Here is a 12638-nt window from a genome sequence, read left to right as displayed (position 1 = left end):
GCCGCTACTCGCCGGTGGGCTCCGTCTCGTCCTCGTCGACGGAGGAGAGACGATCCCAGCCCATGTCGGGGCGAACCTGATCGGGCGGCGCCCCCTGTCCGGCGGCGGCCTCGCTTCCGGGGCCCGCCTCGGTCGGGGCGAAGGCCTGCGCGAAGTCGCCCATCGTCTGCTTGAGGGTCGCCTCGGTCTCGTCCGAGAGCTCGCCCGTCTCCCGGATCGAGTCGAGCACGTCCGTTCGCGCCGCCAGGTGGTCGGTGAACTCCTCGACGAACCGCTCGGCGTCGTCGACCGGGAACTCGTCGAGGTGTCCGCCGGTCCCGACCCAGATCGCGACGACCTGCCGCTCGACCGGCACCGGGCGGTACTGGGGCTGCTTGAGGATCTCGACGACGCGAGCGCCTCGGGCGAGCTGTTGCTGGGACGCCTTGTCGAGCTCGGAACCGAACTGCGCGAACGCCTCGAGCGCGCGGTACTGCGCCAGGTCGATCCGGAGTCGACCCGCGATCTTCTTCATGGCTTTGATCTGCGCGTTGCCGCCGACCCGCGAGACGGAGATGCCCACGTTGATCGCCGGGCGCACACCGGCGAAGAAGAGGTCGGGCTCGAGGTAGATCTGTCCGTCCGTGATCGAGATCACGTTGGTGGGGATGTAGGCGGAGACGTCGTTGCCCTTGGTCTCGATGATGGGCAGCCCCGTGAGCGACCCGCCGCCCAGGTCGTCGGAGAGCTTGGCGCAGCGTTCCAGCAGCCGGGAGTGCAGGTAGAAGACGTCGCCGGGGTAGGCCTCGCGGCCGGCCGGGCGGCGCAGCAGCAGCGAGATCTGCCGGTACGCCTCGGCCTGCTTGGAGAGGTCGTCGAAGACGATGAGCGCGTGCTCGCCCTTGTACATCCAGTGCTGGCCGAGGGCCGAGCCCGCGTACGGGGCGATGTACTTGAACGAGGCGGGCAGCGAGGCGGGGGCGTTCACCACCACCGTGTACTCGAGCGCGCCGTTCTCCTCGAGCGCCCCGACCAGCTCCCGCACGGTGGACGCCTTCTGGCCGATGGCCACGTAGATGCACTTGACCTGCCTGTCGGTGCCCCAGTGCTGGCGCTGGTTGATGATCGCGTCCAGGCAGACGGCGGTCTTGCCGGTCTTCTGGTCGCCGATGATCAGCTCGCGCTGGCCCCGCCCGATGTTGGTCATCGCGTCGATCGCCTTGATGCCGGTCTCGAGCGGCTCCTTGACCGGCTGGCGCTGGACCACGCTGGGCGCCTGCAGCTCGAGGGCGCGGGTCTCCTCGGCCTCGATCTCGCCCTTGCCGTCGAGCGGCCGGCCGAGCGGGTCGACCACCCGGCCGAGGAAGCCGTCGCCGACCGGGACCGACAGGATGCGGCCGGTGTGGCGCACCTCGTCGCCCTCCTCGATGGCGGAGGCGTCGCCGAAGACCACGCAGCCGACCTCGCGGACGTCCAGGTTGAGGGCCACCCCGAGCAGGCCGCCCGGGAACTCGAGCAGCTCGCTGGCCATGGTCGACGGCATGCCCTCGACCATGGCGATGCCGTCGCCGGTCTCGGTCACCCGCCCGACCTCCTCGCGGGTGACGGACGGTCGGAACGACTCGACGTGCTTTCGGAGGGCCGCGGCGATGTCGTCGGGCCGGATGGACAGCTCGGTCACCGTTGCACTTCCTCTCGTGGTTCCTGCGACCTCAGGTGGGGCCGGGCTCGCCTGTCTCGGTCACGCCACGCCGAGCTGCTCGCGGGCGAGCTCCAGCCTGGTGCGGACGCTGCCGTCGAACAGGTCGTCGCCGACACGCACGACCACCGATCCCAAAATAGCCTCATCGACCGTGCAGCGCAGGTCGACGGGCCTGCCGGTGATGCGGGTGAGCACCTCGGCGAGCCGGGCCCGGCGCTCGCCGTCGAGCTCGACGGCGGTGCGCACCTCGGCCACCACCCGGTTGCGGCGCTGGGCGGCCAGCTCGGCCAGGGCCTTGGCCTCGCGGTCCAGGTCGTGGCCCTCGTCCATCTCGACCAGCAGGTCGACCAGGGCGGTGGTGCGGTCGCTGGCCCCGCCGGCGGCGAGCAGCTCGGCCACGAAGGCCCGCTTGTTCTCCACCGGCAGGCCGGGGTTGGTCAGGGCCGAGCGCACCCGGTGGTCGCGCTCGACCAGGGTGGCGAGGCGGAACAGCTCGTCCTCGACCCGCTCCAGCTCGCCCGCCTCCTCGGCGGCGGTGAAGGCGGCCCGGGCGGCCAGCTCGGCCACGACGCCGGTGAACTCCCGGGCCGGTACCCGCTGGCGCTCGGCCGCGGTGGCGAGCACCTCCACGGTGGCCTCGTCGAGCTGCCCGTGGCCGAGCTCGTGGAGCAGGGCGCGCTTGGGTTCGGGCGGCAGGCCAGGGTCGCTGAGCGCCTTGCGCAGCCGGACCTGGGTGGCGAGCAGGCGCGCGAACGCGTCCAGCTCGCTCGCGACCTGGTCGATCGACCGTTGCCGGGTGATCCCGCCGGGGCGGGCCGCCTGGTCGAACAGGGCCTGGGCGTGCTCGGCCAGGGCCGGGCTAACCCTGGCCACCGCTACCGCCCTCACGCCGCGCGGTCATCGCCCCGGAGGACGTCTGCAGGTTGAGGTCCTCGATGTACTGGTCGATCAGGCGGAGCTGACGCTCCCGGTCCAGGGAGTCCCCCACCACCCGGGTGGCGAGCTCCACGGCCAGGGTGCCGACCTCGCGCCGGAGCTCCTGGATGGCCTGGTTGCGCTCCTGGCGGATGGCGGTCCGGGCCCGCTCGATCTCGCGCTCGGCCTCGGCCTCGGCCTTGGCCCGCAGGTCCTTGCGGACCCGCTCGGCGTTGGCGCGCGCCTCGTCGATGATGCGCTGGGTCTCCTCCTCGGCGCTGGCCAGCTTGTTGCGGTACTGCTGCAGGAGCTTCTCGGCCTCCTCCCGCTCCCGCTCGGCCTTCTCGAGCTTGCCCTCGATGTTGGAGGTGCGCTCCTTGAGCGCCTCGTTCATGCGCGGGAACGCGGTCCGCGACAGCAGCACGAGCAGCACGATGAAGGCGAGCGCGCCGACGATGAGCTCGCTCACGTTGGGGATGATCGGGTTCGGCTCGGCCCCCTCGGCCGCGAGGAGGGCCGTGGCGACGACAGCGTGCATGTCGGCGTCTCCTCGGCTAGCTGCGCGCGAACGCGAGCACGAAGCCGAACAGCGCGAGCGCCTCGACGAAGGCGAGGCCGATGAACATGGTGGTGCGCACCTGGCCGGCCGCCTCGGGCTGGCGGGCGATTCCCTCGAGCGCCTTGCCGATCAGGAACCCGAGGCCGATGCCGGGGCCGAGGGCGCCGAGACCGTAGCCGAGCACGTTCAGGTTCCCGTTGATGGCGGCCAGGACGGGGGTGGCGAGGTCCATTGCTCCTGCTCCTTTCGTCAGTGCTCGGGCTCGAGGGCCCCAGCGAGGTACACAGCGGTCAGGATCGTGAAGATGTAGGCCTGCAGCAGCGCGACGACCAGCTCGAAGCCGACCAGGGCGACGGCCATCGCGAACGCTGGCACGGCGAACACGGCGGTCGCCGGGCGCTCGATCAGGTAGACCGTGCCCAGGAAGAACACCGCGAGGATGAGGTGCCCGGCGATCATGTTGGCCAGGAGCCGGACCGAGAGCGTCACCGGCCGCACGATCAGGGTCGAGACGAACTCGATGGGCGCGATCAGGATGTAGAGCGGCCAGGGGATGCCCGGTGGGAACAGCGTGTTGCGGAGGTAGCGGCCGGGTCCCTGCGCCCTGATGCCCACCCAGTTGAACAGCACCCAGGTCAGGATGGCCAGGAACAGCGGCAGGGCCATCCTCGAGGTGGCCGGGAAGTTGATCCCCGGGACGATCTCGAGCACGTTGGCGAAAAAGATGAAGAAGAACAGCGTGGCGAGGTAGGGCAGGAACCGGAGCCCGTCCTGGCCGATGACCTCGAGGATGATCTGCCTGCGGACGAACTCGACGCCGACCTCCATCAGGTTCTGCAGCCCGCGGGGCACGACCTTGGGCCGCCGGAAGGCGACCAGGAACAGCGCGAGCACGACGAGCATGGCCAGGAGCATCAGCAGGGCGGTGCGGTTGATCTCGAGGGTGAACCCACCCAGGTGGATCTCCCAGATCGCCGGCCACTCGAAGTCCTCGGTGCCCGGCGCCTGGAACCCCTCGCGCGCGAGAAGGGTCGGCAGCATCGTCACGTCAGCTCATCACTCCCAAGCTCCCTCGCCCGTCAACCCTGCCCGTAGCGCCGGACCACCAGATAGAAGGCGCCTACGGCACCGACGACGATGCCGACGGGCAGGAAGACGTTGGTTCCCGCCCACTTGTCGACCAGCCAGCCGATGCCGCCCCAGGCGATCACACCCGCCAGCAGGAGGCCGATGATGGACCAGGCCACCTCCGCCCCGCCCGGGCCCTTGCGGTCAGGTGATCCGGCCATGGGCGGGCGAATATACCAGGCCGTCGCGGGGAGCGGCGATCCGGCGGGCCGAGGGGGGCATGGCCGTCACTCCTCGCGGTCCCCGACCACGACGGCGGGGATGCGGGCGCGGGAGGCGAGCCGCAGCTCGGCGCCGAGGAACACGCAGGTCCCGACGACGGTCGAGATCGCGAACGCGGAGCGGTCGAACGCGGTGGTGCCGCCCAGGGTGAGGAACAGCACCCCGAGCCCGACCACCTTGAGCAGGTAGGTGCCGAGGGCGGCGGGCAGCATGAGCTCGTCCGACACCCGGGCCGCGGCACCGACCACCACGACGGTGAGGGCGAAGAAGGCGACGGCGAGCAGGGAGCCGAGCAGCGCCCCGACGACCCCCGCGCGGCCGGCCGCGACCCAGGCCACGCCCGCGACCACCGGGGCGGACAGGAGCGTGGCCACGGCGGCGCCCCGCACGATCCGTGCCTCCGCTGTCATCGGCGCTCCCAGTCCGGTCGGTGTCGAGTCCGTGACCCCGCTCCGCCCGCGCGGACGCGCTCCCGTTGTACGGGGGAGCCTAACCTACCAGGGGCAATCGCCTCCTTGCCAAGGGGCGCACCAGGCCGGGGTCAGGGATGGCGCTGCGGCGGGTCAGGTCCGGTGCCGCAGCGGGTCAGGTCCGGCGCCGCAGGCCGCTCAGGGACGGCGCCGGTGCCGCAGGCGGCTCAGGTCCGGGTGCCGCAGGCGGCTCAGGGACGGGTGCCGCGGCCGGTCAGGTCCGGTGCCGCAGGCGGCGGCGCGGGCCGAGCAGGGCGATGACGCCGACGGTGACCACGGCCAGGAAGCCGGGCAGGACCCGGGTCGGCCCGGTGAACGACAGGGCCACCGCCGCGCTGGCCAGCAGCGCGCTCCAGGCGTACAGGACCAGGACCGCCTTGCGGTGCGAGTGCCCGATCTCGAGGAGCTGGTGGTGCAGGTGGTTCTTGTCGGCGGTCATGATCCCCTTGCCCGACCGCATGCGCCGGCCCACGGCCAGGAAGGTGTCCAGGAAGGGCAGGGCGAGCACGAGCAGGGGGATGGCCACGGGGATCAGCAGGGCGAACTGGTCGCCGGCCTGGGGCTGGCTGGAGCGCCCGATCCCGGTGATGGTCGCGCCCGAGAGCAGCGTGCCCAGCAGCATCGAGCCGGAGTCGCCCATGAAGATGCGGGCCGGGTTGAAGTTGTGGGGCAGGAAGCCGACGCAGGCGCCGAACAGCACGCCGCTGAGCAGCGAGGCCGGCGAGGTGTCGGCGATGATCCCGGTGGCGCCGATCCGGTAGCTGTAGATGAAGTAGGCCAGGGCGCCGATGCCGACCAGCCCGGCCGCGAGCCCGTCGAGCCCGTCCACCAGGTTGACCGCGTTCACGGTGATCACGATGAGCAGCACGGTCACCGGCACCCCGAGGTCGGGCGAGAGCACGACCGTGCCCGCCAGCGGCAGCCAGAACGACAGCACGCGCACGCCGAACAGGGTCATCGTGCTGGCCGCGCAGATCTGCGCGGCCAGCTTGGCCGGGGCGGTCAGGCCCATGGTGTCGTCGATCATGCCGATCACGACCATGAGGGCTGCGCCGATGGCGACCCCGAGCACCTCCGAGACCACCACCACGGGCCCGAACCCGGGCAGGCCCGAGGCCAGGAACAGGGGCTGGAACACCGGCATGCGCGAGGCCACGGCGAGGCCGCCGAGGAAGCCGGCGAACATCGCGAGCCCGCCCAGGGTCGGGGTGGGGATGGCGTGGACCTTGCGACCACCCGGCCGGTCGACCGCGTCCAGCTTGAGTGCGACGAAACGGACGAGCGGCGTCATCAGGTAGGTGAGGACGGCCGCGACCCCGGCCACGAGCAGGTAGGAGCGGAGGTCTCGCACCGGGGCGACCGATCGTGGCTAGCGGGCGGCCTGGGGGTAGCCCGGGAACCGTCCGACGAGCTGGGCCACCTCGTCCCTGATCCCCGCGGCCTCGGTGCTGCCCGGCGCGGCCTTGAGGCCGCGCAGGATGAGCTCGGCCACGGCCGCCATCTCGCCCTCGCGCATGCCGGCCGAGGTCTCGGCCGCCGTGCCCAGGCGGATCCCGCTCGCCTTGGAGGGCGGCTGGGGGTCGAACGGGATGGCGTTCTTGTTCAGCACCACGCCGACCGCGTCGAGCCGCTCCTCGGCGTCCTTGCCGGTCAGCCCCTCGGGGCTCACGTCGGCCAGGAGCAGGTGGGAGTCGGTCCCACCGGAGACCAGCTGCAGGCCGCCCGTGCCCAGGCCCTCGGCCAGGGCGCGGGCGTTGGCCACGACCTGGCCCGCGTAGGCGGTGAAGGCCGGCGCGGCCGCCTCCTTGAGCGCGACCGCCTTGGCCGCGATGCTGTGCATCTGGGGGCCCCCCTGCAGCATCGGGAACACGGCCTTGTCGACGGCAGCGGCGTGCTCGGCCTTGGACAGGATCATCCCGCTGCGTGGGCCGCGCAGGACCTTGTGGGTGGTGAAGGTGACGATGTCGGCGTGGGGCACCGGGCTCGGGTAGGCACCCCCGGCGATCAGGCCGATGTAGTGGGCGACGTCGGCGATGAACACCGCGCCCACCTCGTCGGCGATCTGCCGGAAGCCGGCGAAGTCGATCACCCGAGGGTAGGCGCTCGCCCCGGCCAGGATGATGCGGGGCCGGTGCTCGAGGGCGAGGTCGCGAACCTCATCCATGTCGATCAGCTCGTCGTCCTTGCGCACGCCGTAGGCGACGATCTCGAACCACTTGCCGGAGAAGCTGACCTTGGAGCCGTGGGTCAGGTGCCCGCCGTGGGGCAGGCTCATGGCCAGGACCTTGTCGCCGTGGCCGGCCACGGCGAAGTAGGCGGCCATGTTGGCCTGGGCGCCGGAGTGGGGCTGGACGTTGGCGTGCTCGGCCCCGAACAGCGCCTTGGCCCGCTCGATGGCCAGTTCCTCGACGATGTCGACCTGCTGGCAGCCACCGTAGTAGCGCTTGCCGGGCAGGCCCTCGGCGTACTTGTTGGCCATCACGCAGCCGGTGGCGGCCATGACCGCCGGGCTCGCGAAGTTCTCCGATGCGATCAGCTGGAGCTTGGAGTTGAGCCGGCCGACCTCACCCTGGATGGCCTCGGCCACCTCGGGGTCGGTCGCCGCCAGCAGCTCCCAGTCCGGACCGTAGAACGTCATCGCTGGATCCCTTTCCCCCATCGTCACCCGGTGCAAGACCGATCGAGGCTATCACGCACCCGGAAAGCCTCGGGGGTCACCCCGAAGCCCAAGCAGGGCACCCGAGGTCTTGCCTGTGGCCTCCTGTGGCCTCGCAAGTCCTTTCCTGGTCGCAGCCCTGGTCGCAGCGTCGAGCTACGTGCAGGACTGCTGCGCCACCGCCTAGGAGGTAACCCGGGCGAGTCCGCGGACCACCCCTGGGACAAGCTCCTCCAGGCGCTGGGCGCACAGCGCGTACGCCTCGTCGGTGAGCCCGATCGGGTCGTCGATCTCGTCGCCCGGCTCCTCGGCGACCTCCTTGGCCACCATGGCCAGCAGCTCCTCGGAGGTGGCGGCCATGCGGTCGACCCGGGCCAGGGCACGAGCCCAGCTGGCGAGCAGGAACGTCCGGTCGGCCGCGGAGCGGTCGTAGGCGGCCACATACCCGAGGTGCTCCTGCGCCATGCACAGCACGAGGTCGGCGTCCTGGACCCGGCGCCGGGTGAGCTCGCGGGCGCGGTGCCATTCGAGGTCGGCGCCGAGCGCGGCCGCCGCGGCCACCGTCCGGCTGGTGGCCGGGTTGCCCTCGAGCGCGTGGCTGCCGGCCGAGCTGAACTGCACCGCCGCGTCGGGGTAGCGGGCCAGCTCCCGCCAGGCGACCGCCTCGGCGATCGGCGACCGGCAGATGTTCCCGGTGCAGACGAAGAGGATACTGAGCTCGGGCTCGTCCAGCATGCCCGGAAGTCGCCGTGGATAGCCCAGACCTACACCCCCCAGATCACGTGTGCGTCGGCCTGGCTGTTCTCCAGTCGGCCTGCCTGTTCTCCAATGGTGACACCCTCAGCTCGACTTCGTGGCGTCGACGAGCGGCTCGTCGAGGACGCGCTGGATCTCCTCGTCGGGGATCGCGCCCCGACGCAGCAGCCGCGGCAGGGGCCCGGTCAGGTCCACGATCGTCGATGCCGGGCCGCCGCCGGCCGGGCCGGCGTCGAAGAACACGCCGACCTCGTCGCCAAGCTGCTCGACGATGCCCGGCATGCTGTCAGGCGTGGGCATGCCCGAGCGGTTGGCGCTCGACACCGCGAGCGGGCCGGTCCGCTGGATCAGGGCGAGCGTGAACGTCTGCTTGGGCATGCGCACCAGCAAGGTCCCCCGGCTGTAGCCGAGGTCCCAGCCGATCCCGGGTGCCTCGCGCAGCACGATCGACAGGGGGCCGGGCCACCAGGCCGCGATCAGCGCCTTGGCCTGCTCGGTCACCTCGTCCACGAGCCCGACCGCCTGGCGCCAGCCGTGCACGAGCACGGGCAGGGGCAGGTCGCGGCCACGGCCCTTGGCCCGGAACAGCGCGTCCACGGCCGAGGGGTTGAACGGGTCGCAGCCGACCCCGTACAGGGTGTCGGTCGGGACCACGACGAGGCCGCCGCGGGCGATGACCTGCCCGCCGACCTCGAGCAGCCCGTCCCACAGGCTCTCGTCGTCGGTCACCCGGACCACCCGTGGCTCGTCGGCCAGGGGGTCGTCGCGCTCCACCTCGCCGGTGGCGCCCTGGCCCTCGCGAGTGGCTCGTCCGTCCTCGCCGGTGGCGCGCCCGTCCTCGCCGGTGGCGCGCCCGTCCTCGGCGGCGGCGCGCCCGTCCTCGCCGGTCACGGTCGCCTCCCTTCGATCACGCGGTCCCGACCGACCAGGTCGGGGTGGACGCCGACCTCCCGGAAGCCGGACTCCTCGAGCACACGCACGGCGGTCCCGCCCTGGTCGTCGCCGATCTCGCAGAACAGCCGCCCACCACCGGCGAGCCAGCGCGGCGCTCGCGCCGCCACCGCCCGCAGCACGTCCAGGCCGTCGGGGCCGCCGTCCAGGGCCAGTCGCGGCTCGTGCTCGCGCACGTCGCGCGGGAGCAGGTCGATGGCCGCGGTCGGCACGTAGGGCACGTTGGCGGTCATGACCCGCACCTGGCCGGCCAGCTCGGGCGGGAGGGGCCCGTCGAGGTCCCCCTCGAGCAACTCGACGCCGTGGCGGCCGGTGTTGCGCCGGGCCCAGGCGAGCGCGCCGGGGTCCAGCTCGGTGGCCACGACCCGGGCTCCGGGCACCGCGTGAGCGAGGAAGCACGCGACCGCGCCCGACCCGGTGCACAGGTCGACTGCCACGCGCGGAGCGGGCCCCGCCCGCAGCAGCCTGGCCGCCCGCTCGGCCAGCCCCTCGGTCTCGGGACGGGGCACGAACACGTCCGGGCCGACCTCGAGCCGCAGGCCTCCGAACGGAGCCCAGCCGACGACGTACTGCAGCGGCTCCCCGGACACCCGGCGCGCCACCATCGCGGCCAGCCGCTCGCGTGCCGGCCCGGGCACCGCCGTTCCCCGACCGGCCAGCTCCGGCCGGTCCAGGCCGAGCGCCTCCCCGACCAGCCAGCGCGCCTCGGCCCGGGCCGACACGCAGCCGGCCCCGGCCAGCTCGCGGGTGACCGCCGCGAGCAGGTCGCGGACGGCCGGCGCCTGCTCGGCCCGGGCGGTCATCGGCGCCCCTCCTGCCCGCGCGAGACGATCCCTGGCGAGACGATCCCTGCGCCCGGCCCGCTCATCGGCCGTCCCCGCTCAGCTCGGCCTGGCGGTCGCGCTGGGCCAGCTCGTCGATGATCTTGTCCAGCCCCCGGCCTTCGAGCACGCCGGGCAGGTCCCCAACGGTGAAGCCGATGCGGTGGTCGGTCACCCGGTCCTGCGGGAAGTTGTAGGTGCGCACCCGCTCGGACCGGTCCAGCGAGCGGACCTGCGACCGGCGCTCGGCGGCCAGGGCGGCCTGCTGCTCGCTGACGGCCCGTTCCAGCAGGCGGGCCCGCAGCACCCGGAGCGCCTTCTCGCGGTTCTGGATCTGCGACTTCTCGTCCTGCATGGCCACGACGATGCCGGTGGGCAGGTGGGTGATGCGCACCGCCGAGTCGGTGGTGTTCACCGACTGGCCCCCGGGCCCGGTCGACCGGTAGACGTCGACCTTGAGGTCGGCCGGGTCGACCTGGACGTCGACCTCCTCGGCCTCGGGGAGCACGTTGACCCCGGCGGCCGAGGTGTGGATGCGCCCCTGCGACTCGGTGACCGGCACCCGCTGGACCCGGTGCACGCCCGCCTCGTACTTGAGCCGGGAGTACGCGCCGCGGCCCTTGACCGCGAACACGACCTCCTTGACCCCCTCCAGGTCGGATGCGCTGGACGACAACACCTCGGTCCGGTAGCCATGCTGCTCGGCCCAGCGGGTGTACATGCGGAGCAGGTCGCCGGCGAACAGCGCCGCCTCGTTGCCACCGGTGCCCGCGCGCACCTCGACGATCACGTCCTTGTCGTCGTTGGGGTCGGAGGGTACGAGCGCCTGCTTGAGTCCGGTCTCCAGCTCGGCGATGCGCTCCTGGGCGGACCGGATCTCCTCGTCGAGCAGGGCGCGGCCGTCGGCCGAGCGCTCCTCCCGCTGGAGCTGGCGCGCGGTGGCCAGGTCCTCTCCGGCCGCCCGCCACTGCCGGTAGGCGCGCACCACGTCGCCCAGCTCCGCGTAGCGCCTGGAGAGCTCGACGAAGCGTGGCTGGTCGGCCAGGACGGCGGGGTCGCCGAGCTGGCCTTCGATCTCGTCGTAGGTCCGCTCGATCTCGTCGAGACGTTCGAACACGTGCTGCCTTCTCTCCCTCTCGAGGTGGCCTCAGGGCCACGCCGGGTGGTCCGGGTCGGGGCGCCAGCGCCGCTACCGGCCGCCCGGCAGCCGATCCACCGGAGGGCTCGGGCTCGCCCCCGGGACCGGCTCGGGGGTCGTCTCCGGTGCTGGCGTCGCGTGCACCACGGGCGAGGGCAGGAGTGGGATCTTGTCCCGCTCGGCCGGGGGCAGCACCTGCTCGAGGGCGCGGATGGCGACCTCGATCTGGTCCCGCGAGGGCGGTTTGGTGGTCAGCATCTGCAGCCACAGGCCCGGCTTCATGATCGCCCGGACCAGCGACGAGCGCTCGCGCCCGGCCCCCAGCCGGATGCCCTCGTAGGCGATGCCCACGATCACCGGGACGGCCAGCAGCTGGAGGGGGACGCGGACCAGCAGCGGCGGCCGGCCGGCCAGGGAGAACCCGACGGTGAACAGCACGAGCGTGACCACGAACAGGATGAGCAGGAAGTTCGTGCCGCAGCGGACGTGCAGGGTCGGGAAGCGGTCCACGTTGTCGGGGTCGAGCGGCAGGTCAGCCTCGTAGCAGTGGATCGCCTTGTGCTCGGCCCCGTGGTACTCGAACACCCGCCGGATGTCCCGGAACCGGGAGATCAACAGGATGTAGCCGAGGAAGAAGGCCAGCCGAGCCAGCCCCTCGATCAGGTTGAAGACCAGGTTGTCGGGCACCCGGTGGGAGAGCCAGTTGGTGCCGAACGCGGGCAGCAGGATGAACACGAACGAGAAGAACACCGCGCCGACCGCGAGCGACCAGTTCATCTGCTTGTCGGTGAGCTGCTCGTCCTCGCCCAGGGCCTGGTTGCCGGAGATGGCCAGGGCGCGCACGCCGATCGCCAGCGAGTCGGCCAGCACCCCGATTCCCCGGAAGAACGGCAGCCGGAACAGCCGCACCCGCTTGGCCAGGGGCGAGAGCTGCCGCCGCTCGAGGTAGATCTCGCCCTGGGGACGGCGCACCGCGACCGACCAGGCGTCCTGGCCGCGCATCATCACGCCCTCCAGGACCGCCTGGCCGCCGTAGTAGACCGGCTGGCCGCTCACGGCCTCGTCGGCCATTGCCGCGCTCCGCTTCCCGGCGCGGGCCTCAGGCCCGCGTCTCGGGGGTCTTGCGCTTGCCGTAGCGGCGCTCGAACCGCTCCACCCGGCCACCGGCGTCGACCAGCTTCTGCTTGCCCGTGTAGAAGGGGTGGCACTTCGAGCAGAGGTCGACCCGCAGGTCGGAGACTGTGGATGTGGAGCGGGTCTGGAAGGTCTCGCCGCACGAGCAGTGCACGGTCGTGACCTTGTACTCAGGGTGGATGCCCTGCTTCATGGTGTTGGCGCTCC

General features: G+C 72.3%; 15 protein-coding genes. All 15 read right to left on the bottom strand.

What is annotated here, in order from left to right; all coding sequences use genetic code 11:
* Nucleotides 1-4 precede the first annotated feature (4 nt).
* Nucleotides 5-1660 (bottom strand): F0F1 ATP synthase subunit alpha, encoded by a 1656-nt coding sequence (gene atpA, locus VG276_03320; protein ID HEV8648438.1) that lies wholly within the window; start codon nt 1658-1660, stop codon nt 5-7.
* A 60-nt stretch (nt 1661-1720) separates the two neighbouring features.
* A complete protein-coding gene (locus VG276_03315) occupies nt 1721-2554 on the bottom strand; it encodes a F0F1 ATP synthase subunit delta (protein ID HEV8648437.1) in 834 nt (277 codons plus the stop codon).
* Complete coding sequence (gene atpF / locus VG276_03310; GenBank protein HEV8648436.1) at nt 2541-3134, bottom strand: F0F1 ATP synthase subunit B; 594 nt, start codon at nt 3132-3134, stop codon at nt 2541-2543. Before atpF ends, VG276_03315 begins: the two co-directional genes overlap by 14 nt.
* Nucleotides 3135-3150: 16 nt before the next feature.
* Nucleotides 3151-3387: an ATP synthase F0 subunit C gene (atpE, locus tag VG276_03305; GenBank protein ID HEV8648435.1), complete on the bottom strand. Its 237-nt coding sequence runs from the start codon at nt 3385-3387 to the stop codon at nt 3151-3153.
* Nucleotides 3388-3404: 17 nt separating this feature from the next.
* On the bottom strand, nt 3405-4196 hold the full coding sequence (gene atpB / locus VG276_03300; protein ID HEV8648434.1) for a F0F1 ATP synthase subunit A: 792 nt from the start codon (nt 4194-4196) through the stop codon (nt 3405-3407).
* Between the two features lie 38 nt (nt 4197-4234).
* A complete protein-coding gene (locus VG276_03295; GenBank protein ID HEV8648433.1) occupies nt 4235-4402 on the bottom strand; it encodes a hypothetical protein in 168 nt (55 codons plus the stop codon).
* A gap of 108 nt (nt 4403-4510) precedes the next feature.
* Entirely contained in the window at nt 4511-4915 is a 405-nt protein-coding gene (locus VG276_03290; GenBank protein HEV8648432.1) for a hypothetical protein, read from the bottom strand.
* Nucleotides 4916-5189: 274 nt separating this feature from the next.
* Entirely contained in the window at nt 5190-6326 is a 1137-nt protein-coding gene (locus VG276_03285) for an MraY family glycosyltransferase (GenBank protein HEV8648431.1), read from the bottom strand.
* Between the two features lie 18 nt (nt 6327-6344).
* Complete coding sequence (gene glyA, locus VG276_03280; protein HEV8648430.1) at nt 6345-7613, bottom strand: serine hydroxymethyltransferase; 1269 nt, start codon at nt 7611-7613, stop codon at nt 6345-6347.
* 201 nt (nt 7614-7814) lie between these two features.
* On the bottom strand, nt 7815-8366 hold the full coding sequence (locus VG276_03275; protein ID HEV8648429.1) for a hypothetical protein: 552 nt from the start codon (nt 8364-8366) through the stop codon (nt 7815-7817).
* Nucleotides 8367-8471: 105 nt separating this feature from the next.
* Complete coding sequence (locus VG276_03270; GenBank protein HEV8648428.1) at nt 8472-9278, bottom strand: L-threonylcarbamoyladenylate synthase; 807 nt, start codon at nt 9276-9278, stop codon at nt 8472-8474.
* On the bottom strand, nt 9275-10141 hold the full coding sequence (gene prmC, locus VG276_03265; protein HEV8648427.1) for a peptide chain release factor N(5)-glutamine methyltransferase: 867 nt from the start codon (nt 10139-10141) through the stop codon (nt 9275-9277). Before prmC ends, VG276_03270 begins: the two co-directional genes overlap by 4 nt.
* 61 nt (nt 10142-10202) lie before the next feature.
* Nucleotides 10203-11276: a peptide chain release factor 1 gene (gene prfA, locus VG276_03260; GenBank protein HEV8648426.1), complete on the bottom strand. Its 1074-nt coding sequence runs from the start codon at nt 11274-11276 to the stop codon at nt 10203-10205.
* A gap of 72 nt (nt 11277-11348) precedes the next feature.
* The gene (locus VG276_03255; protein HEV8648425.1) at nt 11349-12368 is read right to left on the bottom strand and encodes a DUF1385 domain-containing protein; all 1020 of its coding nucleotides are present in this window, start codon (nt 12366-12368) and stop codon (nt 11349-11351) included.
* A 28-nt stretch (nt 12369-12396) separates the two neighbouring features.
* Nucleotides 12397-12624, bottom strand: a complete 228-nt coding sequence (gene rpmE, locus VG276_03250) for a 50S ribosomal protein L31 (GenBank protein ID HEV8648424.1) — start codon at nt 12622-12624, stop codon at nt 12397-12399.
* Nucleotides 12625-12638 lie beyond the last annotated feature (14 nt).

The sequence above is a fragment of the Actinomycetes bacterium genome (assembly GCA_036000965.1).
Classification (GTDB): Bacteria; Actinomycetota; CALGFH01; order CALGFH01; family CALGFH01; genus DASYUT01.
The sequence above is the reverse complement of the archived record's forward strand: the minus strand, read 5'-3'. Positions and strand labels throughout refer to the sequence as shown.

Bases quoted from the DNA above. Each gene is read 5' to 3' on its own strand.
- atpF (HEV8648436.1), bottom strand. From the start codon at position 3,134: ATGCACGCTGTCGTCGCCACGGCCCTCCTCGCGGCCGAGGGGGCCGAG.
- prmC (HEV8648427.1), bottom strand. From the start codon at position 10,141: ATGACCGCCCGGGCCGAGCAGGCGCCGGCCGTCCGCGACCTGCTCGCG.
- VG276_03290 (HEV8648432.1), bottom strand. From the start codon at position 4,915: ATGACAGCGGAGGCACGGATCGTGCGGGGCGCCGCCGTGGCCACGCTC.
- VG276_03275 (HEV8648429.1), bottom strand. From the start codon at position 8,366: ATGCTGGACGAGCCCGAGCTCAGTATCCTCTTCGTCTGCACCGGGAAC.
- atpE (HEV8648435.1), bottom strand. From the start codon at position 3,387: ATGGACCTCGCCACCCCCGTCCTGGCCGCCATCAACGGGAACCTGAAC.
- atpB (HEV8648434.1), bottom strand. From the start codon at position 4,196: ATGCTGCCGACCCTTCTCGCGCGCGAGGGGTTCCAGGCGCCGGGCACC.
- rpmE (HEV8648424.1), bottom strand. From the start codon at position 12,624: ATGAAGCAGGGCATCCACCCTGAGTACAAGGTCACGACCGTGCACTGC.
- glyA (HEV8648430.1), bottom strand. From the start codon at position 7,613: ATGACGTTCTACGGTCCGGACTGGGAGCTGCTGGCGGCGACCGACCCC.
- VG276_03255 (HEV8648425.1), bottom strand. From the start codon at position 12,368: ATGGCCGACGAGGCCGTGAGCGGCCAGCCGGTCTACTACGGCGGCCAG.